Origin of the sequence: Ectopseudomonas chengduensis (assembly GCF_900102635.1) — a bacterium.
GTDB lineage: Bacteria > Pseudomonadota > Gammaproteobacteria > Pseudomonadales > Pseudomonadaceae > Aquipseudomonas > Aquipseudomonas chengduensis.
The window spans coordinates 42,956-64,531 of record NZ_FMZQ01000017.1 but is presented as its reverse complement, the minus strand read 5'-3'; the positions used below and the strand labels follow the sequence as shown (position 1 = coordinate 64,531).

General features: G+C 64.1%; 18 protein-coding genes. 7 read left to right on the top strand and 11 right to left on the bottom strand.

The genetic code is table 11. The annotated features are described in order from the left end of the window. Positions 1–67: 67 nt before the first annotated feature. From BLS08_RS22405 to BLS08_RS22375, 7 genes are all read left to right on the top strand, one after another. Complete coding sequence (locus BLS08_RS22405) at positions 68–1,249, top strand: ABC transporter substrate-binding protein (protein ID WP_017676570.1); 1,182 nt, start codon at positions 68–70, stop codon at positions 1,247–1,249. A 208-nt stretch (positions 1,250–1,457) separates the two neighbouring features. Further along, complete coding sequence (locus BLS08_RS22400) at positions 1,458–2,423, top strand: YVTN family beta-propeller repeat protein (RefSeq protein WP_017676569.1); 966 nt, start codon at positions 1,458–1,460, stop codon at positions 2,421–2,423. Further along, positions 2,420–3,277, top strand: a complete 858-nt coding sequence (locus BLS08_RS22395; RefSeq protein WP_017676568.1) for an ABC transporter ATP-binding protein — start codon at positions 2,420–2,422, stop codon at positions 3,275–3,277. Before BLS08_RS22400 ends, BLS08_RS22395 begins: the two co-directional genes overlap by 4 nt. After that, positions 3,274–4,065 (top strand): ABC transporter permease, encoded by a 792-nt coding sequence (locus tag BLS08_RS22390; protein WP_017676567.1) that lies wholly within the window; start codon positions 3,274–3,276, stop codon positions 4,063–4,065. Before BLS08_RS22395 ends, BLS08_RS22390 begins: the two co-directional genes overlap by 4 nt. A gap of 238 nt (positions 4,066–4,303) precedes the next feature. Further along, a complete protein-coding gene (locus BLS08_RS22385) occupies positions 4,304–4,879 on the top strand; it encodes a PQQ-dependent catabolism-associated CXXCW motif protein (protein WP_017676566.1) in 576 nt (191 codons plus the stop codon). A 23-nt stretch (positions 4,880–4,902) separates the two neighbouring features. Continuing rightward, entirely contained in the window at positions 4,903–5,568 is a 666-nt protein-coding gene (locus BLS08_RS22380; RefSeq protein WP_017676565.1) for a response regulator transcription factor, read from the top strand. Positions 5,569–5,700: 132 nt separating this feature from the next. Beyond that, a complete protein-coding gene (locus BLS08_RS22375; RefSeq protein WP_017676564.1) occupies positions 5,701–6,120 on the top strand; it encodes a GNAT family acetyltransferase in 420 nt (139 codons plus the stop codon). Between the two features lie 137 nt (positions 6,121–6,257). Here BLS08_RS22375 and nahK read toward each other — a convergent pair whose 3' ends face one another. The 11 genes from nahK to BLS08_RS22315 all read right to left on the bottom strand — a co-directional run bounded on the left by nahK (position 6,258) and on the right by BLS08_RS22315 (position 21,569). Next, the gene (gene nahK / locus BLS08_RS22370; protein WP_164092079.1) at positions 6,258–8,900 is read right to left on the bottom strand and encodes a hybrid sensor histidine kinase/response regulator NahK/ErcS'; all 2,643 of its coding nucleotides are present in this window, start codon (positions 8,898–8,900) and stop codon (positions 6,258–6,260) included. Further along, entirely contained in the window at positions 8,830–9,993 is a 1,164-nt protein-coding gene (gene nosP / locus BLS08_RS22365) for a nitric oxide-sensing protein NosP (protein WP_017676562.1), read from the bottom strand. The genes nahK and nosP overlap by 71 nt, the downstream gene beginning before the upstream one ends. Before the next feature lie 261 nt (positions 9,994–10,254). Beyond that, positions 10,255–10,647, bottom strand: a complete 393-nt coding sequence (locus tag BLS08_RS22360; RefSeq protein WP_017676561.1) for a hypothetical protein — start codon at positions 10,645–10,647, stop codon at positions 10,255–10,257. Between the two features lie 71 nt (positions 10,648–10,718). Next, positions 10,719–11,903: a porin gene (locus tag BLS08_RS22355; RefSeq protein ID WP_017676560.1), complete on the bottom strand. Its 1,185-nt coding sequence runs from the start codon at positions 11,901–11,903 to the stop codon at positions 10,719–10,721. 427 nt (positions 11,904–12,330) lie between these two features. After that, positions 12,331–14,727: a pyrroloquinoline quinone biosynthesis protein PqqF gene (gene pqqF, locus BLS08_RS22350; RefSeq protein ID WP_017676559.1), complete on the bottom strand. Its 2,397-nt coding sequence runs from the start codon at positions 14,725–14,727 to the stop codon at positions 12,331–12,333. 170 nt (positions 14,728–14,897) lie between these two features. Then, positions 14,898–16,451, bottom strand: a complete 1,554-nt coding sequence (locus BLS08_RS22345; protein WP_026088534.1) for a BCCT family transporter — start codon at positions 16,449–16,451, stop codon at positions 14,898–14,900. 305 nt (positions 16,452–16,756) lie between these two features. Further along, positions 16,757–18,028: an MFS transporter gene (locus BLS08_RS22340; RefSeq protein WP_026088533.1), complete on the bottom strand. Its 1,272-nt coding sequence runs from the start codon at positions 18,026–18,028 to the stop codon at positions 16,757–16,759. A gap of 217 nt (positions 18,029–18,245) precedes the next feature. Beyond that, complete coding sequence (locus BLS08_RS22330; protein WP_017676556.1) at positions 18,246–18,491, bottom strand: hypothetical protein; 246 nt, start codon at positions 18,489–18,491, stop codon at positions 18,246–18,248. Positions 18,492–18,537: 46 nt separating this feature from the next. Continuing rightward, complete coding sequence (locus tag BLS08_RS22325; RefSeq protein WP_017676555.1) at positions 18,538–19,785, bottom strand: M24 family metallopeptidase; 1,248 nt, start codon at positions 19,783–19,785, stop codon at positions 18,538–18,540. Positions 19,786–19,872: 87 nt separating this feature from the next. Next, the gene (locus BLS08_RS22320; protein ID WP_017676554.1) at positions 19,873–20,244 is read right to left on the bottom strand and encodes an ethanolamine utilization protein EutQ; all 372 of its coding nucleotides are present in this window, start codon (positions 20,242–20,244) and stop codon (positions 19,873–19,875) included. Beyond that, positions 20,241–21,569, bottom strand: coding sequence for an NAD(P)/FAD-dependent oxidoreductase (locus tag BLS08_RS22315; RefSeq protein ID WP_017676553.1), 1,329 nt, complete (start codon positions 21,567–21,569; stop codon positions 20,241–20,243). The genes BLS08_RS22320 and BLS08_RS22315 overlap by 4 nt, the downstream gene beginning before the upstream one ends. Between the last annotated feature and the right edge of the window lie 7 nt (positions 21,570–21,576).

Sequence of the window (21,576 nt, the reverse complement as noted above, 5' to 3'; positions counted from 1 at the left end):
CCTTGGGCATATTTCCCGACCTGGCGACGCTTCCTATGCTGGCGACACCCTTTGCAGGAGTCGTCCCATGCACCGGATCAGTTGCCGCCTGTTGTTCTGCCTCGCTGCCATATTCAGCTTGGTGGTCGAAGCCAGCGCGAACGAGCTGCAGGTGCGCATCGGCTACCTGGCTCATCAACCACCACGCGGGCCCTTGCTGTCCAACGTCATCCCCGAACCGCTGGACGCCGGCCGCCGTGGCGCGGAGCTGGCGATCATCGATAGCAACAGCACCGGGCGCTTCCTCAAGCAGAAGTTCGAACTGCAAAGCGCCGAGAGCGAGGATGCAACCGAGCTGCTTGCTGCCGCCGAACAACAGCATCAGGCCGGCATTCGCCTGTTCGTAGTCAATGCCCCGGCCGCTACCCTGCGCCAGCTCAGCGAGCGCCTGCCGGACAGCCTGCTGCTCAACGCCGGCAGCGCCGACGACGGCCTGCGCCGCGAGCAATGCCTGGGCAACGTGCTGCACACCCTGCCCAGCCGCGCCATGCTGGCCGACGCCCTGGCGCAGTTCCTCGCCGTGCGCAAATGGACACGCTGGCTGCTGGTCACCGGCAGCACCGAGGACGACATCGCCTACGCCGACGCGCTCAAGCGCGCCGCCAAACGTTTCGGCCACAAGATCGTCGCCGAAAAGCCTTGGAGCTTCGACAACGACCAGCGCCGCAGCGCCCAGGCGGAAATGCCGCTATTCACCCAGGCCAGCGAGTACGACGTGGTGTTGGTAGCCGACGAGCGCGGCGACTTCGGCGAATACCTGCCTTACAACACCTGGCTACCGCGCCCGGTGGCCGGCACCCAGGGCCTGACCCCGACCGCCTGGCACAAGACGGTGGAAACCTTCGGCGCCGCGCAGTTGCAGAAACGCTTCGAGGAACTGGCCGGACGCTGGATGAACGACCGCGACTTCGCTGCCTGGATGGCCGTGCGCAGCGTGGCCACGGCCATCACCAAGCAGCGCGCCGCCGAGCCGCAGGGCATTCGCCACCAGCTGCTGAACGAACAACTGCCGCTGGACGGCTTCAAGGGTCGCAAGCTGAGCTTCCGTCCGTGGAACGGCGAGCTGCGCCAACCGATTCCGCTGGTGCATCCACGCGCCCTGGTCAGCACCTCGCCGCAGGATGGTTTTCTCCATCCCAGTAACGAGATGGACAGCCTTGGCTACGACCGGCCCGAGGTGAGCTGTGATCTGGCGGGTATGTCCCTGTAGGAGCCGGCTTGCCGGCGATCATCGCAAAGTATCGCCCGCAAGCGGGCTCCTACAGAAAAGCAGAACACCTGTGGGAGGCGCTTTAGCGGCGACTGTCGCGGCTGCGACTGCAGGGATGCAGGAGATAGAACGAAGCAGGATGCCCGAGTCGAAAGCCCCTCCCACAAAAGCAACGGCTACCAACAACTACAACAAGAGGATCAACCCCATGCGTCTGACCCGTCTCGCCTGCGCCGTCGCCTTCGGCCTGGCCTGCCACTCGGCCTTCGCCGCTACTGCCTACGTGTCCAACGAGAAGGATGACAGCATCAGCGTCATCGACCTCGACAGCCTGGAAGTCACCGCCACCCTCGATGTCGGCATGCGCCCGCGTGGGCTGCTGCTGTCTTCCGACAACAAGCTCTTGTACATCTGCGCCAGCGACTCGGACCGCGTGCAGGTAATGGACCTGGCCACGCGCAAGATCATCAAGGAGCTGCCCTCCGGCGCCGACCCCGAGCAGTTCGCCCTGCATCCCAACGACCGCTGGCTGTACATTTCCAACGAAGACGATGCCCTGGTAACGGTGGTCGACACCCAGAGCGACGAAGTGCTGGCGCAGATCGAAGTCGGCGTGGAACCCGAAGGCATGGCGGTGAGCCCGGACGGTAAGTGGGCGGTCAACACCAGCGAAACCACCAACATGCTGCACTGGATCGATACCAGCACCAATCAACTGGTGGACAACACCCTGGTCGACCAGCGCCCGCGTCACGTCGAATTCGACAAGGACGGCAAACGTCTGTGGGCCTCGGCCGAAATCGGCGGCACGGTGACGGTGCTGGACGTCGACTCGCGCCAGGTGCTCAAGGTGCTCAACTTCGCCATCAAGGGCGTGCACCCGGACAAGGTGCAGCCGGTGGGGGTCAAGCTCACCGACGATGGCAAGTACGCCTTCGTCGCCCTCGGCCCGGCCAACCATGTGGCCGTGGTGGATGCCAAGACCTACGAGATTCTCGACTACCTGCTGGTCGGCCGGCGCGTCTGGCATCTGGCGCTCACCCCGGATCAGAAGCGCCTGCTGACCACCAACGGCGTCAGCGGCGACGTATCGGTGATCGACGTCGATACGCTCAAGGTGACCAAGTCAATCAAGGTTGGCCGCTATCCCTGGGGCGTGGTGGTCACGCCATGAATGCGCTGGAGGTGAGCGGCGTCGGTTTCGCCTATGGTGCCCGCCAGGCGCTCAACGACCTGGCCTTCGAACTGGCGCCGGGGCGTTTCGGCGCCCTGCTCGGCCCCAATGGCGCCGGTAAATCCACCCTGATCGCCCTGCTCACCCGCCTGTACGACCTGCAGCAGGGCGACATCCGCATCTTCGGCCACAGCCTGCGCGATGAACCGCGCCAGGCGTTGCGCCAGCTGGGTGTGGTGTTCCAGCAAAGCACGCTGGATCTCGACCTCTCGGTGCAGCAGAACCTCGCCTATCATGCCGCGCTGCACGGCATGCCGCGCCGCGAGGCGCAGGCGCGCATCGACGAGGAGCTGTTGCGCCAGGATCTCGCCGAACGTCGCCACGAAAAGGTGCGCACGCTCAACGGCGGCCATCGTCGCCGCGTGGAAATTGCCCGCGCCCTGCTCCACCAGCCGCGCCTGCTGCTGCTCGACGAAGCCAGCGCCGGGCTCGACCCAGCCAGCCGCTTGGCGCTGGGCCGGCATGTGCGCAACCTGTGCCGCGAGCAGGGCTTGTGCGTGCTGTGGACGACCCACCTGCTGGATGAGATCGAGCCCAGCGACGATCTGTTGATCCTCCATCGCGGCGCGCGCGTGGCCTGGGGCAAGGCCAGCCAGTTCGGCGAAGACCTGGCCATCAGCTTCGCCCGCCTCACCGGCGACGAGGCGCTGGGCCGTGGCTATGTGCGTGAGGCGCTGCGGCCCAGTTGTGGGAGGGGCTTTAGCCGCGAGATCCACCATATCGAAGAGCTCGCGGCTAAAGCGGAGCGCCGCCCGGCCACCCCCACAGATTCCAAAACGGAGCCGCAACCATGACCGCCTACTGGGAATGCCTGCGTGGCATCGTCCTGCGCGAATGGCTGCGCTTCGTGTTGCAGCGCTCGCGCTTTCTCAGCGCCCTGGTGCGCCCGCTGCTGTGGCTGCTGGTGTTCGCCGCCGGTTTCCGCGCCGCGCTGGGCATCGCCATCATCGAGCCCTACGACACCTATATCACCTACGACACCTACATCGTGCCGGGCCTGGCCTGCATGATCCTGTTGTTCAACGGCATGCAGGGCTCGCTGTCGATGGTCTACGACCGCGAGATGGGCAGCATGCGCGTGCTGCTCACCAGCCCGCTGCCACGCGCCTTCCTGCTGGTGGCCAAACTGCTGGCCACGGCGCTGATCTCGCTACTACAGGTCTATGCCTTCCTCGCCATCGCCTGGGTGTATGGCGTGCAACCGCCAGCCTGGGGCCTGCTCGCCGCGCTGCCGGCGCTGCTGCTGGTGGCGTTGCTGCTCAGTGCACTGGGGTTGCTGCTGTCCAACGGCATCCGCCAGCTGGAGAACTTCGCCGGGGTGATGAATTTCGTCATCTTCCCGATGTTCTTCCTGTCATCTGCGCTGTACCCACTGTGGAAGATGCGCGAGTCCAGCGAGTGGCTGTACTGGCTGTGCGCAGTCAACCCCTTCACCCACGCCGTGGAGCTGGTGCGCAACGCTCTATATCTGCGCCTGCATGTTGAGGCGCTGCTGATCTGCACCGGCCTCACCGTGCTGCTGACACTGCTGGCCGTGGCCAGCTTCAATCCGCAACATGCGGCGCTGCGCAAGGCGGGTTAACCAATAGGGAATCCCCCCGTAGGGCGGACTCAGGAGCGCCAGCGAACAGTCCGCCGCGCTTCGTCGCCTCGCAAACCTGATGGCGTACTGCTTCGCGAGTACGCCCTACGACAGATTCCAGGCACGCCCCACCAGCCATCTCTACTACTTTGGTACTGGTTTTCCTCTCCAACGTAGAATTCCCAAGCCTGCGACCATGGCCTGTAATACCGGCACAACAATAAGTAGAGACCTTGCCATGAAGTACCGTCTGCCCGTGCAAGCAGGCCTGATGCTCGCCTCCCTGCTACTGGTCTGCGTCGTGCGTGCCGAAGAGCTGTTCGATGCCGACGGCTATCGCAGCAGCCAGTACCGCAGCCCGACACCGTCAACGCTTGAGGGTGTTCAGGTTCTCGATACTCCCGCCCTGCAAAAGCTGCTCGACGAACGCCCCGATGTTCAACTGGTCGATGTCTACCGTCAGCTGTGGCGCCATGATCGCTTCATCGAAGAAGAGCCCCACGCCAACATCCCCGGCAGTCTGTGGCTACCCAACACCGGCAGCGGAAACCTGGAAGCGCTATGGCTGCGCTACTTCACCCATTACCTGAACCAGGCCAGTAAAGGCGACCTGGACAAGCCTTTCGTTTTCTACTGCCGCCCCGACTGCTGGCCGAGCTGGAACGCCGCGCGCCGCGCCCATGCCATGGGATACCGCCAGCTGTATTGGTATCGTGATGGTATCGACTCCTGGGAACAGGCCGGCCTGCCGATAGCGCCCGCCCAACCGGCCGAATTGCCTGCCGCTTTCCTCACGCCCACCGCCACACCATAATCACAACAACGAGGTGCAAGGCCATGTACAAGATTCTGATTGCCGACGACCATCCGCTGTTTCGTGAAGCCATCCATAACGTCATCGCCGACGGGTTTCCCGGCAGCGAGATCATGGAAACCGCCGACCTGGACAGCGCTCTGGAGCTGACCCAAAGCCACGACGACCTGGATCTGATCCTGCTCGACCTGAACATGCCCGGCATGCATGGCCTGGGCGGGCTGATGAACCTGCGCAACGAGGCGCCAACCATCCCGGTGGTGATCGTCTCGGCCGAGCAGGACAAGCAGATCGTGCTGCAGGCCATCACCTATGGTGCGGTGGGTTTCATCACCAAGTCCTCGCCGCGCGCGCAGATGACCGACGCCATTGCGCAGATTCTCGACGGTAACGTCTACCTGCCGCCGGACATCATCCGTTCGCAGAAAAGCGGCAGCTCGCGCCAGCACCACGACCACCACAGCATCGCCCCGGAACTGCTGCAGGCACTGACGCGCAAGCAACTGTTGGTGCTCGAGCGTATGACCAAGGGCGAATCGAACAAGCAGATCGCCTACAGCCTGGATATCGCCGAAACCACGGTCAAAGCCCACGTCTCGGCCATTCTGCGCAAGCTGGGCGTGCATAACCGCGTGCAGGCGATCCTCTCGGCCGGCGATATCGATTTCGCCTCCTACCTGCGGCGCTAGCTCCTGAGGAGTGACAGTCAATCCCGCACGCAGCACCTGGGCTCCCGCCTTCGCGGGAGTGACGAACGAGGTTGTCCTGACTCCCGTCATCAACCCGTGCTAAAACGGCGACCTCACCGATTGGAGCCCAGCATGCACATCCGTCCCTTCCGGCTCGCTGACGAAGCCGCCGTCGTCGATCTCTGGCAACGCTGCGACCTGACCCGCCCGTGGAACGATCCGCACAAGGACATCCAGCGCAAGCTGAAGGTGCAGCCCGAGCTGTTTCTGGTAGGCGAGATCGACGGCAAGCTGGTGGCCTCGGCCATGGCCGGCTACGAGGGGCATCGCGGCTGGGTCAACTACCTGGCGGTGTGCCCGGAGCAACGCCAGCAGGGCCTGGCCCGTCAGCTGATGGCGTATATCGAAGAGCAGTTGCTGGCCCTGGGCTGCCCCAAGCTCAGCCTGCAGGTACGCGATACCAATGCCGCGGCATTGGCTTTCTACGAACGCCTTGGCTACAAGGTCGATGCCTCGGTCAGCCTGGGCAAGCGACTGATCGCGGATGAGTGATGCCATATAGGGTTTGCCATGGGTACCGCGCTCAATTGCACGGATTCGCACGCCTCGGTGCGCACAGCGCACCCTACGGGGTGATCGATGCTTGGGCGTCGTAGGGTGCGCCATGCGCACCGGGGTTCACGACACTCTCAAGCCCCTGCCCCACGCTCCATCAAATGGCTCATCGCCGCCTTCAACTTCATCGGTCGCACCGGCTTGTGCAGCAGGCTGTGGCCCAGCTCGCGCATCTGCTGCTTGAGCTCATTGCTGTAGTTGGCGGTGATCATCAGCGCCGGTAGCGGCGCGCTGCGCCGGGCGTTGATCTGCGCCACCGCGTCGACGCCATTGCGCTCGTCGTCGAGGTGGTAGTCGGCGATCAGCAGGTCGGCCTCGGCATGGTAGTTGTCCACCTGGCACGCCAGGTCTTCTTCACTCAGCGCAGTAACCACCCGGCAGCCCCAGCCTTCGAGCAGGGTGCGCATGCCGGCGCAGATCGCCGCGTCGTTATCCAGCACCCAGACCCGCGCACCGCTGAGGCGTTCGAGCAACAGATCCGGGCTGTCCTGCACCCTGCGCGCGCGTGGCGCGCGGCGGGTCAGAGGCACTTCCACAGCGAACATCGAGCCCTTTCCCTGTTGCGACGCCACACGAATGCGGTGGCCAAGCATGCCCGCAATCTTCTCGACGATCGCCAGGCCCAAGCCGAGGCCGCGATCCTGCTTGCGCTGCACGTTGTCGCCGCGCTTGAACTCCTGGAAAATTTCCACCAGCTTGTCCTGGGCGATACCGATACCGGTGTCCCAGACTTCGATGGACAGGCTGTTGCCGCGCCGCCGGCAGCCCAGCAGGATGCGCCCGCTGGCGGTGTAGCGAATGGCGTTGCTAAGGAAGTTGCGCAGAATCCGCGCCAGCAGCTGCACGTCGCTGCGTACCAGGGCCGAGCTGGGCAGGTAGTCCAGGCGCAAACCCTCGCTACCGGCGATCTGGTGATACTCGGCGGCCAGGTTCTCCAGCAGCTCGCTGACGGCGAACGGCGCGATATCCGGCTTGATCACCCCGGCATCGAGCTTGGAAATGTCCACCAGGGTACCGAGCAGGCTTTCCACGTCCTCCAGCGAGTTGCTGACATTACGCACCAGCGGCGCGCAGCCGGAAAGGTCGCGCCTCTCCAGCAAGGCGCTGGTGAACAGCCGCGCGGCATTGAGCGGCTGCAGCAGGTCGTGGCTGACGGCGGCGAGGAACTTGGTCTTGGACAGGTTGGCCTGCTCGGCTTCGCCCTTGGCCTCACGCAAGCGCGCCTCCATCTGCGTGCGCTCGTCGATTTCGCGGCGCAACTGGTCGTTCACCGTGGTCAGCTCGGCGGTGCGCTCGCGCACGCGCTGCTCCAGATGTTGATAAGCCTGGTGCAATGCCTCGGCAGTCCGGCGACGCTCGGTGATGTCGCGGATCAGCACGAAGATGCCGACCACCTCGCCGCTGGCCTGACGGTTGGGCACGTAGGAACGCAGCATGTAGCGCTCCTGTCCGTTATGGTTGGTTTCGGCGAATTCGAAGGTCACACTCTCGCCGGACAGCGCCAATTCGACGTAGGGCTCCAGGCGCTGGCAATGCTCCTCGCTGTGCACTTCGCGCAGGCTCTGGCCGAGCATCGCGCCACGCGGCCAGCAGTACCATTCCTCGTAGACCTTGTTGGTGAATTCGTAGACCAGATCGGCCGACAGATAGGCGATCAGCGCCGGCACGTGGTCGGTGATCAGGCGAATCCAGCGCTCGCTGTCACTCAGTGCCTGAGCCTGGCGATGGCGCTCGGTGATATCGGTGAAGGTGTTGACGAAGCCGCCCGTAGGCAGCGGATGGGTGCGCACTTCGAGCATGCGCCCGTCGAACAGACGCACCTCCACCTGGCGCAGCGGTTTGCCGGCGGCATCGCGGCTGTCCGGGGTCAGCGGCTCAAGTTCGCTTTCCGCCATCACTTCGGCGAACGGCCGATGGGCGTTGATCGGCGCCAGGCCGCAGAGTTCGAGGAAACGGTGGTTCCACAACTCCAGCGCGCCATCGGCATTGACCATGGCCATGCCCTGCGACAGGTTGTCGACCGCGCGCTGCAGCAGGCGCGACTTCTGCGCCAGGGCCTGCTCGCGGCGCAGCGCCTCGCTCTGCTTGACCTCGGTGATGTCGGTATAGAGGATCACCAGCCCACCCTCGCGGGTCGGCCTCTCGCTGACCTGCACCCAGCGCCCGTCCTGCAGGCGGAACAGGCTCGGCTCACCCTCCTTGCCCAGCTGCGCTTCCACCACTAGGCCGGTGCTGCGGCTCAGCCGGCGAATTTCTTCCAACCGCGTACCGGTGCCGATGCGCGCGCGGCTGCGCGCCCACAGCGCCTTGAAGCGGCTGTTGAACAGCACGATACGCTGGCGGTCATCGAACAGCACGAAGGCGTCAGAGATGCTCTCGATGGCGTCGATCAAATGCTGGTGCGCGGTCTCGGCGCGCAGGCGTGCATCGCTGAGCAGTTGGTTGCTGGATTTCAGCTCGGCCATCGCCTGGTTCAGCGCATCGGTGCGTTCACGCACCTGCTCGGACAGCACCACCGAATGCTGAAAGGCCGCATAGGCATCGTCACCACGGGAATGGATCGACTCAACCCGTTCGATCAGCGCGGCGTTGATGCGCTTGAGCTTGGCGTTCTCCTGCTCCAGCGCCGCACAACGTGCCTGCAGCTCAGCGCTCGCCACGCCCAACAGGTCGGCCAATGGCGACACCGGTGAAGGTCTGGTTGATGTGCATGCCATTGAACTGCTCTCCGTAGGTGTTGAAGCCGATCACCCGCTGCTGGCGCAGCAGTGTGGCGACCGACTCGACGCCGCCATCGTTCTCGATCTCCAGGCGGCGCAGGAAGCAGTCGCAGCCGATGGTCAGCAGCAGCGGACCGAGTCGCTGCTCCAACCCGGCGAACAACTGCTGCAGGTTCGGCAGCAAGGGGCCGGGGTGCATGGCGGTGAGGACGATGCCGTTCTCCACCGCGCAGTAGAAGGTCAGGCTGAGGTCGTCGTGCACCTGCTGGATCGAGCGCACGTAGTAGTGATCGCTGATCCGCACCGCCAGCGGATAGGCGGCGAACGCGCGCAGATCCAGAGCCTCGATCGGCAGGCCGATCAGGTCGGCATATTCCTGCGCGGCCGGCGCGGCATTGAGCTCGTACACCCGGCGCGTGGCGCTGTCGGCACGGGTCACCACCAGCTTTTCCGCACTGGGCTGGATGTGATGGGTGCTGAACACCTCGAACTCCAGCCAGGTATTGAACAGCACCACCACCGCCGCGCCGCTGTGGAAGCGCCCGCCGTGATAGACGTGGGTATGGGTCAGGTGGTTGTCGTCGCCAGCCGAACCGCCGAAGTGCGGGATGCTGCCCAGCGCCGCGCTGAGTGCGCCGAGCACCAATTCCTCGCGGCTGGAAAGGCCATCGAGCAGGGTCAGGGCGAAGCTATGGCCCTTGATCGAGGCCAGCTCGTTGCTGCGACAGTTCTTGACCAGGCCATCGACCAGTTGCTGCGCATCGAGCAGATTGAAGCGTTCCATCTCGTCGATCAGCACGCTGGCGATGGAGAAGCAGCGCAAGTCGAAGCCCAGCGCTACCACGCAGCCACGGCCATAGCCCTGCGGGGTGATCTCGCCGGCGCTGGTACAGCCGACCAGGCTGACGCCGCCGAAGTGGGCCTCCAGCGCCTGGCCGAGGCCGTCGAGGTCGTATTCAGCCGAGCAGAAGAACAGCACGAAACCGAGATAGGGATGGATCAGCTGACGTGCCAGTTCCTGGGCGGCCAATTCCACATCCTTCGTGCTGGAGACGGCGCTGAGCACGCCCTCCGACTGTTCCAAGGCCATATCACGCCCCAATGCACCTGCTGATCATGGGGAAATTCTACGAGGCCGGCGCTGCCCGCCCCATGCTACTTGAGTACTGGGTAGTCGATCCGTAGGGCGTACTCGCGAAGCAGTACGCGACGCCCGCCGCAACCCTGGTCACGCCATGCATGGGTCGACAACCCGCTGCAATTCAATAGGTAGGGCGGGTGCAACCCGCCAGTGGGGCAACGGCGGGTTGCACCCGCCCTACAAACTGGTGCGCCGTGCGCACCAGCGTTCTTACAGGGCCGGCCAGAACATCAGGGTCAGCACGAACATCCCGGCGTAGAAGCCAATTTCCAGGGTTTCCGTCCACGGCTGGATACGCTTGATCGCGCCATGCACATGCACCAACACCATCAGCAAGGCCACCGCGGCCAGCACCTCGAAGGTGGTGTGCAGCGCTTCACCGGTCAGCGCCGCTCGCAGCATCAGCGCTTCGACGATGAGGATGAAGGCGCCCAGGCAACGCCCGAAGTACACCGCGAGGTCGATGTCCTGCGGGATGCGCCAGCGCATCAGGCGCGCCCAGGTCAGCGGCACGAGGAAGATGGGTAACGCGAAGACCAGCGTGGTGCTGATCGCCAGCACCAGCAGATAGGTTTGAGCAGATTCGTTCCAGAGTCCGATCATCAGTTTTTTCTCTTTCGATCCCTAAAAGAACGGGAGGCCCTAGGCCTCCCGTTATCCGCAAGCCGCGTGGCTTACCAGCTGAGTACCGCACCGACGGCGAAGGTGTCGGTGTCCTCGTTCAGACCGCTGCCGGCGGCGGCATCGATCTGGTACTGGTTGTACTCGGCGACCAGCTTGAGGTTGTCGTTGATGGTGCGGAAATAGGCGATGCCGCGGGTCTCGTAGTCCGCTGCCACGCCCAGGCCGTTGCCGTCGTCCTCGGTCTTGCCGTAGGACAGCGCCACACGGTTCTTGCCCCAGGTGTAGGAACCCTGCAGCAGGTAGCCGTCGCTGTCGATGTCACGCAGGGTCGGCTCGCCCAGGTTGTTGGTGAAGAACGGGTTGATGCCCTTGGCCTGAAAGCCCGAACCGGTCAGCGACAGGCCGCCAAACTTGGCCTGCACGCCATAGCCAAGGCCCTTCGAGGTGACCTTGTCGACGGTGTCGTCGGTGTTCTCGGAGGTCTGGTAGGCGCCGTTGACCCAGGTGTAGATGGTCGAGCCGCCCACATCGAACTGGTAACTGACTTCCGATTCGAAACGCGGGTTTTCCTGATAGGCCTTGCCGGTGGCGCTGTCGTCGTTGGTGTCGACCGGGTCCATGATGCCGACCGCAAAGCGCAGGCCTTCAGCCAGGTTGTTGTTGCGGTAGGTAATCTGCGAGGTCGGGAACGGGTACGGGTAGCCGGTGCCGATGTTGCCGAAGGACACGCCATTGCCGTCCACCAGGCCGAGGGTATCGGAGACGTTGCCGTAACCGGCCAGCAGCTCGTCGAGGAAGATGTTGGAGCGCGAGAACAAACCGAAGTCCTTGCCCACCAGCACCTCGCCCCATTCCGGGCTGGAAACGGTGCCATAGAACTGACGAACGTCGATGGCGGTGTCGGTGCCGTTGGTTTCGCTGTCGTTGATGGTGACCCAGAAGGACGAGCGGCCGGTCAGCTTGAGACCATCGATCTGCTTGCCAAAGTTGAAGCCGATCCAGTTGGGCAGAAAACCCATCTTCACCCGCGACTGACGGCGGTCGAACTGCTCACCGTCGCGGTCCACGTCGCTGTTGACGTAGAAGGCGTTGATGTAACCGTCGGTGGAGAATGTGGTGTCGTCCTTGTCATACAGGACGATCTCGGCGGCGGCCTGCTGCGCGGTCGCCAGAGCGACGGCGGTGGCCAGGGTCAGGGGCAGAAGTCGAGTGATGGCGATCTTGTTGTTGTGCATAACGCTCTCCGCTTGAGTGGCGACCGCCAGGGCAGTCGTGTCGGAGGCGATTATCGAAAGCGGGTCCGGCGGGCCATACGCTGCCTTGGCAGCGATTCGCTGCTGCTTTGGCCGGGCGCTACCGTCGCGCTTCCGCCGGCTCGCGACCGACCTGCTACCGGTAGTGGGAGAAAGGTATTAGTACCGTGCCAGCCCTAGGACGTAGAAATGCACCAGCAACAAGCGGCGCAGCTGCACAAGGCTTCGCCCCGGGTCGGGGCTCCTACACAAGCACCAGACACTGCCTCACCCTGTAGGAGCCGCGCCCCGCGGCGAATCGAAAGAACGACGCAAAGCCAGAGCCTTGCACCGGACCGGGGCTCCTGCAGAAAAAATGGCGTGGGAAATTTGATCGCAGTCGCGCAAAGAGCGCTGAAGAGAACGCAGCCTAGGCCGGCGACGGAGTTCCGCTGGCCAACACGCGCCAGTCGCGGGCGCTTAGCAACTGCTCATGAGCCTGGAGCAGATCGTTTTGGGTCAGGGCTGTCAGCGCCTGCTGCACCCGTTGCAGGTGCACCTCGGGCAAGCCTGCCAGATGCAGCTGCCACAGCTGCTCGGCACGCGCCAGGTTGGCCTTGGCCGGGCTCAGCGCTGGCAGCAAGGCATCGCGGTAACGCGACAAGGCCGTATCGTCCAGTGCGGCGAGCGCCTGCCGTTGCTCGCGCAGAAAGGCGCGGATATGGTCGAAGATGCCGGCCGCCTCGCAGACGGGTGACTGCAGGGCAAACAACAGGCCCCGGCAACCCTCGACCTGGTGGAAACCGGCGAACAGCGCGTAACCCAATTGCAGCTCGCCACGCAGGCGCTGATAGAAACGCCCCTGCAGCACCTGGCCAAGCACACGCCAGGCAGCCTCGGTGCAGGCATCGACGGCAGGCAAGGGACAGAACAACAGCAACGCGGCATCCGTACTTGGCTGCGCGACCTGGTGCCAGTCGACTCCAGTCTCGATACACGGCGCGGGCGACAGATCCGTAAGCGCCTCGACAGCCACGCACGACTCGTTCAACTGCGCCTGCTCGCGCGCCCCAAGCCCAACACTCAGCCCTTCCAACCGCGAGGCCCTGGGTAGCTCGCAGAGCTGCGGCAAACGTTGCAGCAGCGCCCGCAACAACATGCCCTGGGAATCGGGCTCGACGGGTTCATCCCGCGCGGCCAACAGTAGCGGTACCAGCAAAGCACTGAAGGTCGGCAATAGTGGTGCCGACCCGCGCAATGAGAGACTCCAGCCAGCCGCTTGCACGCTCAGCTGGCTGACGATGCCCAGCCGCTCACCACGCCAGCGCAGATCGGTGCTGCGCGCCAGCAACCCCGCTTCGATGGCTATCGCATCACCCGTACCCGAACAGGGGCCGCGCCAGTAAAGCGCCGCCGGCCCACCCTCGGTCTGCCCCGGATGATGTCGCAACGCGGCCAACGGCAAAACGGCCGATGCCACGACAGCGCCGGCCAGTAACGGATCATCGCCAGGCAGCCGCCACGGGTGGTTCGGAATTGGAATTGGAGTTGGTGATGGCATCGGCAAGGCCTGCAATGGCAAATCCAATCCGATTGCCGGCCACGGCGGCTGCGCCTGCTCGCCGCACTGCAGTTCGATCAGCCCCTCACCACGAGCCAGACAAACCAGCAAGGCATTCAGATCGCGCAAGGTGTGGCTGTCGTCCTGAGCAGGCGTTTGCAGCTCCCTGGCCGCCGCCAACGGACTGAGCCCAAGCAACCTGAGCGCTGCCACCTGCTGCTGGTGCTGCAGTCGCAATGACCAATCTGCATGGCCCTGCAGCTGCGCGGCCCAACTCTGCACGGCCGCGCGTAACGCAGCACCCTGCTCCGCTGCTGCGCCGGGAAGGTCCAGGCGCAGCAGGCATTGCCCCCCATGCTGATACAGCACCCTTGCCTGCAACTGCCGACACAGCTGCAATTCACGCAAGCCGTCGAGCAAGCCGCCGGGCTCAGGGTCCTGCAAGGCATCCAGCAACAGATCCAACGATGCATTCAGGTGGGGGGTGTCGAGCTGCACGGCAAGGCCCAGGTACACACCGGGGTGTTTGTGTTGCAGGTGCAGGCACGGCGCTCGCAGCGGCAGCAGGTCCAGCGGCGGAGCGGAACAGGCGTCGCCCTCGCCTGCCGGCAACGCTCCAAGTAGCGCCTCGGCGATATCCAGCAACTGCTCGGCCGGTTGTGGGCCGACCAGAGTCAGGTGCATATGCCGAGCCTGGTAGTGACGCTGGTGATGATCACGCAGCGCCCGCTGAAATTCCGCGGACTCCACAACGAGTGTGCTGCGATCACCTGCCAGAAACGCGCCGCAGCGATGCCCGGCAGCGAGCGCCTGTCCCAGAGCATGATTGATGCGACTGTCGGCATCCTGGCTGCGCGCCTGGTACTCGGCGTGCAGCACCTCGCGCTCGCGCACCTGCGCGTCGAGCTCCAGCAACGGCTGGCCAAGCATATCCAGCAAACGCATCAGCGCCGGCTGCAGCAACTCGGCCGGCAGCTCGCAGACGAAATCGGTGTGGCGCGCCTGAGTCGAGGCATTGACGAGCCCGCCGTGGCGCTGAACGAACGCCATCAGCCCCTGATCAGGCGAATAATTGCGGCTGCCGAGAAACAGCAGATGTTCGAGAAAGTGCGCCAGGCCCGGATAGGCCGGTGGCTCGTCATGACTGCCGGCGGCCACACGCAGGCACAACCCTGCCTGTCGCGCCCAGGGCTGTTGCTGCGCACGCAGCAGAGCACCATTGGCCAGGCGCCGAACAGGGGCAGAACGTGGAGCGTGCAGGGTCATCGAGGGTTCTCTGGGCAGCCTAGCGTCCAGCTTCGACAACGAACCAGCGCCAGACAATGCTGCTTTCGGCTGGGTAAAACGCACCTTTGGTCGTAAAAGTGGTGCACGCAGAAACGCAAACGCCCCGACACCAGCCTTGCGGCGAGTGTCGGGGCGTCGATTGGCAGACGTCAGTTGCGGCAGTCTTCGATCAGGCCTTTGACCAGACCAATCATCAGCAACAACATCAGCACCATGAACGGCAGGGCCATGGCCACAGCACCAGCCTGAATGCCCTTGAGCGCAGTATCGCCGCCAATCACGAACAACGTGACGGTCACCAACGCGATCATCACCAGCCACAGCACGCGCTGCACCGGCTGGGTGTCGGGGTCGCCACCGGCCGACAGGTTGTCGATCACCAGCGCACCGGAGTCCACCGACGTCACCATGAAGAACACCAACAAGGCGACCACCAGCAGCGAACCGATACCGGCCAGCGGCAGCATTTCCAGGAACTGGAAGATAGCCATGTTGACGTCACTGAGGCCTGCCGCCAGAGCACCGCTGCCGTCGATCACCTGGGCGATGGCGCCGCCTCCAAAGGCAGAGAACCACAACAGAGTGACCACGGTCGGCGCCAGCATCACCATGCCCACCATCTGGCGCAGGGTGCGGCCCTTGGAAACGCGGGCGACGAAGATGCCCACCAGCGGGCCCCAGGTGCACCACCAGGCCCAATAGAACACCGTCCAGCCCTGGAACCAGTCCTGATCAGGACGATCGATCCAGTTGCTCAGTGGCAGGAACATCTGACCGTAGTCGACCGCTGCGCTCAGGGTGTTGGAGAAGAACGCCATGCCGCCAATACCGACCGCGACCAGCAGAAACAGCACCAACGCCAGCAGCATGTTGATGTTGCTCAGGACCTTGACCCCGGCATCCAGCCCCCGCCACAGCGAGAACGCTGCCAGACCAGTGACCGCGACGATGAACAGCAGCTGAAAGGCGAAGGTGTTCGGGGTGCCCAGTACGTGGGCAATACCGGCCGTGGCCTGCATCGCGCCCAGACCGAGGGAAGTGGCCAGGCCGAAGATGCTCAGCACCACGGTGAACACGTCGACCATCTGCCCCGGCAAGCCACGATGCCCACGCCCCAGCAGCGGCTGCAGGCCGGAGCTGAGCGACAGTGGCAGGCCCTTGTTGTAGGAGAAGTACCCCACCACCAGCGCGCTGGTCAGGTAGATCGCCCAAGGGTGAAAGCCCCAGTGATACAGCGTCGCGCCCATCGCCGCATGGGCGGCCTCCGGGGTGCTGGCAGCCACGTTCAGCGGCGTTTTCCACCAGGCCGTGTATTGCGCCACCGGCTCGGCGACGCCCCAGTACAGCAGGCCGACGCCCATGCCGGCGGCGAACATCATGGAGAACCACGACAGGGTGCTGAATTCGGGTTTGGCATCGCGCCCACCGAGACGCACCTTACCCAGCGGCGACAGCGCCAGACCGGCGCAGAACAGCACCGCCAGATTGCCCATGATGATGATGAACCAGTCGAAATTCTTCAGGATCCAGCCCTTGATGCCTTCCAGCGTCTCGCCGAAGACCACGGGATTGCTCAGTGCCAGGAGAACCAGCAACAGGATGATGGAGAAGGAAACGGGGAATATGACGCGATGGAAGTTCAAGCCGAGCACTCGAATATTCAAGTCTCGACCGACTATGTTTTCCGCAACCATAGGCTTCATGCACGCACCTCGATTTTGTTCTTGTAATAGTTTTCTCCGCATCCGGGCCGAGCCCTGCAGGTGCAGTTGGCGGCTCGGTAAACGCTGCGGGTGATCAATAGTCGAACAGGCCCGAATCCATCGACAAACCATTTAATCTGCGCGACTTATGACTTTTAATCATCAATAAACACGATCGCTCAGGGCGCCGCCAGAAAGCCTCAAAGCCATATTTCACGGGCACTGGCGAGCCGCCAGGCAGGCACCTGCCGGCTCGTCGTTCTGGCTGAGCTTTGCGCATCCATTCGCAGGTAGGGATGGATCGCTCAGAGCCTCTGGCTGGGTGCCTCCTCGACTCGCTCCTCCACGCTGACCGCTGGCTCGATAACCGCAGCCAGGGTCGTGCAGGCAAGGGCATTGGGTGTGGCCTGATGCTGCAGCGGCGCATCGTCCTGCAGGTGCTCGCCGGTCACGCGCCCTTGTCCCACGGCAACCGCCAGTACCGCCGCGCTGATGGCAAAGAACAGGTAGAGGCTGGAGGGGCCGAAATGCCCCATCAGCGCACCGGCCAGCAGCGGGCCGATGCAGGCCCCCACGCCGAAGGTAGCGAGCAACAAACCCGCCAGTGACACGCGCAGACGCGGCTCCATGTTGTCGTTGGCCAGGGCCACGCCCAGCGGGTACAGGCAGAACTGCAGGAAACCGATGCAAGCGCTGAACAGCAGCAGCACGCCGAACGACAGGCCCTGATAGAACGCCAGCGGCAGGCAGGTCAGGATCAGCAACGCCGCCACACCGCGAATCAGGCTGGCGCGTGGCAGGCGATCCGACAGCCAGCCCAGTGGTAGTTGTGCAAGCAGCCCAGCCGCAATCGCCAGGGCCATGAACTGGCCCACTTCCACCGTGCTCAGGCCCTGTCGGCTGGCATAGATCGACGACAAGCCATAGAAACCACCGTTGATCATCCCCGAGATCAGTACGGTGAACAGCGACTGCGGTACTCGCTGCAAAAACAGGCGCAGGTCGATCGGCTCGGAGTCCGGTAAGGTCGGATGGGTACTGCGGGTCAGCGCCACTGGCACCTGGCTCAGGGCAAAGGCGATGACCACGCCGAGTAGCGCATGCAGGCCGAGATTGCCGTCGATGCTCAGCGCCAGTTGACCGAGCATCATGCCGACGTAGGCCGCGACCATGTAGATGCCCAGCACCTTGCCGCGCTGATCGCTCTGCGCGCAGTCGTTGAGCCAGCTCTCCACCACCATCAGCTGGCACATCATCGCCACGCCGACGACAAAGCGCAGCAACAGCCAGAGCGGCAATGCCTCACTGAAGGCATGTGTCAGCACTGCCGCGCAGATGATGCCGGAACAGGCCACGTAGGTCCGGATGTGACCGACACGGCCGATCAGCACCTGGCCGACCTTGCCGCCGACCACCATGCCCAGGGCATTGGCTGCCATCAGCGCGCCGCCCCAGAATTCGGCGACGCCGCCGGCAGTCAGGCGCAGCGCCAGATAGGTCATCAGCAGGGTCGAGCCGAGCTGCATCAGCAGGCTGGCCAGATAGAGTGCAGCGAACGCCTGGGTCAATCCGAGCAATTGCTCACCCCTTTCTCACGGAAAACCACCACGCCTGAGCCGGGCGCGCAGCAAAATGGGACCATCGGTAATCCTCCCAGCGGGCGAACCCGATGCCGATGTTCGGCGAGTTCTCGTGGCTGATCGCCTGCGCGACGAAGGCGGCGCCGGACGGGAGGAACTTCAGATCGATGGTGATCGACCAGCTGCGCCGGGAATTTCTCGGAAACGACCTGGCTCATAGCTCGCCCCGACTGTTCCAGGCCGCACCGATACCCTTGTCGCAGGCCGTGGCGAACACGCCCGGCTGCAGCTCGCCGAAGCGATGGCTTAACGGCACATCGCCCCACTGCGGGCTGCGCGCCAGGAAAGCCCTGCGATGATCGGTGCGTACCGACTCGCGCATGGTGCCGCTGCGGCGCTTGCAGTACGCGGGCACGTGCTTGCAGGTATTACGGGTGATCAGACGGCGATTCTGGGTCATGTGCACCGTGGTGCTCTCCTCCACCAGTTATTGTGGCCCACCCCAATCACAGCCAGTCCGTTTGCCACGGGTAGCGCGACAAGGCTTCACAGCCGTTGGCGGTGATCAGTACCTGCTGCTCCAGCTTGATGCCCTCCTTGCCACCCTGCTCGCCGATATAGCTTTCCACGCAGAGCACCATGTTTTCCTCGAATACGCCGTCGTAGCCGCTGCTGGCCCAGTCGGCGCCCTTGTGCGCCAGAGCCGGGTACTCGTCGACCAGGCCGACGCCGTGCACGACGCAGCAATAACGGTTGTGCCAGTAGGCCGGTGGAATGTCCCAGGACTGCTCGACGAACTCGCGGTGACTCAAGCCCGGACGCAACAGCGCCATGTTGTGCTGTACCTGTTCATGGGCCAGACGATAGAGCTTGCGCTGCTCGGTACTGGGGGAAACGTGGCCGACAGTCCAGGCTCGAGAGATGTCGGCGCAGTAGCCGTATGGGCCGATCAGGTCGGTGTCGAAGCAGACGATCTCGCCTTCCTGCATCACCCGGTCGCTGGACTCCTGCATCCAGGGATTGGTACGCGGCCCTGAGGCCAGCAGGCGGGTTTCGATCCATTCACCACCGTGGCGCACGTTCTCGTAGTGCAGCCAGGCCCACAGCTCGTTCTCGGTCATGCCGGGGCGCAGTGCACCGTGCATGCGCTGGATGCCGCGCTCACACACGGCGATGGTCCAGCGCATCAATTCCAACTCCGCGGGGGATTTGATCCGCCGTGCCTGCTCCATCAGGCTGTGCCCTTCTATCAGCGTCAGGCCAGCCTCGCGCAGCAGGTCGAGGCCCTCCAGGTCGACCTTGTCCACCGCCAGGCGCACCTTGTCGCCGGCATGCTGGCGAATCACCGCCTGTATATCGTCGGCCCAGGCCAGCGCCTTCTCGCCGATGCGCGAGCCGGCACCGAAATAGCTCCAGTTGATCGCGGGACGTATCTCGTCGAGCAGCTCGTTGCCTTGGTGCAGGTGTTCGCAATTGTGGAACTCGAACAGCACCACAGGCCCATCGGCGAATACCAGCGCATAGCGGGCGTAGTTATGCAGCGTCCACACCTGCATGTTGGAGGTGTCGGTGGCGTAGCGGATGTTCACCGGGTCATACAGCAGTATCGCCGCGCAATCGACGGCCTTGAGTTGCTGACGCACTCGCTGCAAACGATAGGCGCGAGCAGCCTTATGGGTCTCGCCACTGACCGGATTGCGCAGTGGCTGCGTGGCGACCTCGTCGGCTAGATACTTATTCTTGTTTTCGAACATGGCTAGACTTCCTGAGGGATGAAAGTGGACGCCGCCGGAGCCGACGTGCTCCATCTGCGCGCGGGACCATAGGCAACGCTCCCCTGGCTAAGCCAGACCGTGCCGTTGTTTCCAGTCACCCGGATGGACCACATAACCGAACAGCGCATGTCCGCCGTAGACCAACTCGGTGCCTTCGGGAATCCACAGCAGTTGCCCTGGCTTGACGCGATACAGCTCGCCGTTGGCATTGAGCTCGAAGCAGCCCTCGATGACGAAGATCACCTCGTCATACAGCAGGGTCCAGGCCACCTCGGCGCCCTCCCAGCGGGCGAAGCCGATGCCGATATTCGGCGAGATCTCGTTGCTGATCGCCCGCGCCACGAAGGCTGCTCCGGGCGGTCCGCCGCGCGGGAGGAACTCCAGATCATGGTGATCGACCAGCAGCACCGGGCCCTTCCCGGAAACGGCCTGGTTCATAGCTCGCTCCGACTGTTCCAGGCCGCCAGGCGAATGCGCGAACGCACGCCCAAACCGAGGAACGGCTCCGGAGGATTGAGCGATGGCATGCCGGTGACCGCCTGGATATCGCGCAACTGCGCCGAATCGCTGCCCACCGCCATTTCCGCCAGCAGCGTGCCGGAGATGGTGCCCCAGGCCGCGCCGACGCCGTTGTCGCAGGCCGAGGCGAACACGCCCGGCTCCAGCTCGCCGAAGAAGTTGGTGAAGTTGCGCGAGATCGCGTAAACGCCGCCCCAGGTGTGGCTGAACGGTACATCGGCCAGTTGCGGGAAGCGCGCCAGGAAGGCCTTGCGATGATCGGCGCGCACCGACTCGCGCATGCCGTCGCTGGTGCTCTTGCCGTACTTGGGCACGTGCTTGTAGGTGTTACGGATGATCAGGCGACGGTCCTGGGTCATGCGTACCGTGGTGCCGGCGTGATCGGCCGGAGTCAGGCCCCAGTCGAGCTGACCGCCGTAGGCCGCCAGCTCGGCATCGCTCAGCGGACGCGTCCAGCTGGCGAAGGTCATCACCGGCAGCAGGCGGTTGCGCAGGTAACCGAACTCCTGGGTGAAGATGCTGGTGCCGAGCAGCAACTGCTCGGTGCGAATCGTGCCCTGACTGCCCTGCAGCAGCCAGCCGCCGTGACCGTCGCGTTGCAGACCGGTGATGGGCGATTCTTCCAGCAGCTCGACATTCTCCGGCAGCGAGTGCGCCAGCCCGGTGACCAATGCCGCCGGCTGCATCAGATAGCAGCCCGGTGTGAAAATCGCGCGGCTGTAATAGGCATTGCCCAGCACCTGCGCCAGCTCGTCGCGCTCGACCAGGCGGAAGGGTTCGCCCAGATTCTTCAGCAACTGCTCGAAGTGCTGCAGATACGCCAGGCCACGCTGGCCCACCGCGCCCTGATACTTGCCGGCATGGGACCATTGGCAGTCGATGCCGTGACGCTCGATCAACCCCTGCAGCTGGGCGATGGCAGCGCGGTTGAGCGACAGCAGGCGCTGTTTGTGTGCCGGGTCGGGATGTTCCAGGGCGAACTTGTGCGGCAGGTCGATGACGAAACCGGAGTTGCGTCCGGAAGCGCCCTGGCCGACACGCTGGGCGTCGACCTGGATGATGCGTTTGTCCGGCAGCAACTCGCCAAGGCGGCGCGCAGCGGCCAGGCCGGCGAAACCGGCGCCGATCACTGCGTAGTCGGCGCGTTGCTCGCCGTGCAGGCGCTTGCAAGCGGGTTGCTGCGGCAGTGCGGCGTACCAGCCGCAACTGCTGTCGTCATGGGGCAGATTGATTTGCTTGCTCATGTGCGTG